Genomic DNA, 2503 nt, shown 5'->3' with positions numbered 1-2503 from the left:
TCGCGTTCCACCCGTTGCACGTGGCCCATCCGGACGATGCCGGTGATGCGTCGCAGCTGCTCCAGCTCGGCACGGGTGACGGTCGCGCAGCGGTACATGGTGGGTCGGACCGCGAGGTCCAGCCGCAGCAGCACACCGCCGGCCTCGAGGCGACCGAACAGGTCGTCGATCGACGCGGCGTCCCGGATGGCCTCCAGCTGTGCGGTGAAGTTGGCCTTGATCGTGTCGGCGAACAGCGGCCCGGGCTGGATCGTCGCCCGGTCGAGCAGCCACGAGTCGCGAGGCATGATCCAGGCCAACCGTTCGGGCGGGATGCCCTGGGCCAGCAGCCACAGGCACGTGTCGATGCCCGTCTTGCCGGCCCCGACGACGACGTACCGCTCGCGCGGGTCCCGCCGCGGCAGCTCGTTGGGCGGCACGCACGGCACGCCGGGCGCGACCGGGTAAGCCGGCGGGCGCATCGCGGGCACGGTGACGCGCATGTAGGTGCCGTCGACGACGCGCCGGGACACGTCGACGGTGTAGTCGTCTCCGCCAAGCGTGGTGAACCGGCCGTCACCGCGGTATTCGCTCATCGGGAAGTAGCGAACCCGCCCGGTCGGCAGGAGCCGCCGGCGCATGACGTGGTCGTAGTACGCGCACACCTCACCGCCCGTGGCGAGCTCGAAAAGCCCTGCGTTCCAACCGGCTTCGTCGATGGTCCCACTGCCGAGGTCCAGCGAGTTCACGCCGTAGAACGCCGACGGCTGATGCAGCCGCACGAAAGGATAGGCCACGTTCCAGTGCCCGCCGGGCTGATGGTAGCGGTCGACCACCACCACGCTTGCCTCGGTCTCGCTGACGAGCGTGTCGACGAACGCCATGCCCATGGCACCCGCGCCCACGACCAGGTAATCCGCCTCGATGGTCTGCATACGGCTGCCAGGCTAGCCTGCGATGCGTTCAGGGACGCTCAGGGAATCATCCAGGACAGCACCGAGGCCTGCAGTCCGACCAGCGCACACATGAAGGCGAGGAACCCCAGGCTCCAGATGATCACCCGGCGAAAGATGTCGCCCTCCTTGCCGTGCACTCCGACCGCCGCGGCCCCGATCGCGAGGTTCTGCGGCGAGATCATCTTGCCGAGCACGCCACCGGAGCTGTTGCTTGCGGCCATCAGCACCGGGGAGAGCCCCGCCTTCCCGGCCGCCGTCACCTGCAGGGCGCCGAACAAAGAGTTCGCCGACGTGTCCGAACCGGTGACCGCCGTGCCGAGCCAGCCGAGGATGGGAGACAGCAGGGCGAACGCGCCGCCCGCTCCGGCCATCCAGGTACCTAGCGTGATGGTCTGCCCGGACGCGTTCATGACGAACGCCAGTGCCAGCACGGCCATTACGGTGACGATGGCCCACCGGAGCTGAGACAGCGTCGTCCCGTAGGCCTTGAGCGCGCTGCCCACCGACACGCGCAGCGCCACCATCGTGAGGATGCCCGCGGCGAGCATCTGGGTGCCCGGGGTGGTGAGCAGGTTGAAGGTGAAGGTGGGAAGGGTCGACGCGGCGCCCTTGGCGGTGTAGAGGTGCAGGCCCGGCCAGTGCACGATGAAGGTCGCGCCGTCCAGCAGCTTCTTCACCGCCGGGATCTGGCAGAGCACGAACACGGCGATGATGATCGCGTACGGCGCGTACGCCCGCAGCACCTGGGCACGCGAGTCGGCTTCGGCCTCTGCGGTCACCGTGGCGGGCGTGGACTCCGCGCGCGGACGCCGGGCGCGGAGCAACAGCACCAGGGCGAGGACGGACAGCAGGGATGCGATCACGTCGGCCAACGGAACCGACACGAAGTTCGAGGTGGCGAATTGGCCGACGCCGAAGACCGCCCCGGCGGTGAGCGAGGCGGCCCAGGTTTCCCGCAGGCCGCGGCGACCGTCGACGATCGCCACCAAGGCCAGGGGGACGAAGACCGACAGAATCGGTGTTTGCCTCCCGACCATGGCGCCCAGGGTGTCGCTCGACAACCCCGACACCTTCCCGAGCGTGAGAATCGGCGTGGCCATGGCCCCGAACGCGACGGGCGCGGTGTTGGCGACGAGCGCCAGCACGGCGGCCTTCAGGGGCTTGAACCCCAGCGCGAGCAGCATGACCGAGGTGACCGCGACGGGTGTGCCAAACCCGGCCAGCGCTTCGAGCAGCGCGCCGAAGGAGAACGCGATGATGATGGCTTGGATGCGGCGGTCGTCACTGACCGTGGCGAAGCTGCGTCGTAAGACGTCGAAATGCCCTGTCTGCACTGTCATCTGGTAAACCCAGATCGCGTTGATCACGATCCACAGGATCGGGAAGAACCCGAAGACGGCGCCTTCGCCGGCCGCGAGGCCGGCCTGGTCCATTGGCATGCGGTAGACGACGACCGCGATGGTCATGGCGACGACGAGCGAGACCAGCGACGCGATCCACGCCCTCACGCGGAACGCGCCGAGCAGCAGGAAGAGCGCGGCCAGCGGGACGGCGGCGACGAGCGAGCT

General features: G+C 69.0%; 1 protein-coding gene and 1 pseudogene. Both read right to left on the bottom strand.

Annotated features, from left to right (window positions below; all coding sequences use genetic code 11):
- Positions 1–914 (bottom strand): annotated as a pseudogene (locus JO059_RS02505) (NAD(P)/FAD-dependent oxidoreductase); the annotation flags it as partial.
- 38 nt (positions 915–952) lie between these two features.
- A partial coding sequence (locus JO059_RS02500) for an L-lactate permease (RefSeq protein ID WP_293314522.1) occupies positions 953–2503 on the bottom strand: 1551 nt, incomplete at its 5' end.

The sequence above is a fragment of the Mycobacterium sp. genome, from assembly GCF_019247615.1.
GTDB lineage: Bacteria > Actinomycetota > Actinomycetes > Mycobacteriales > Mycobacteriaceae > Mycobacterium.
Note: the sequence above shows the minus strand (reverse complement) of the source record. Positions and strands in the feature narration are given on the sequence as shown.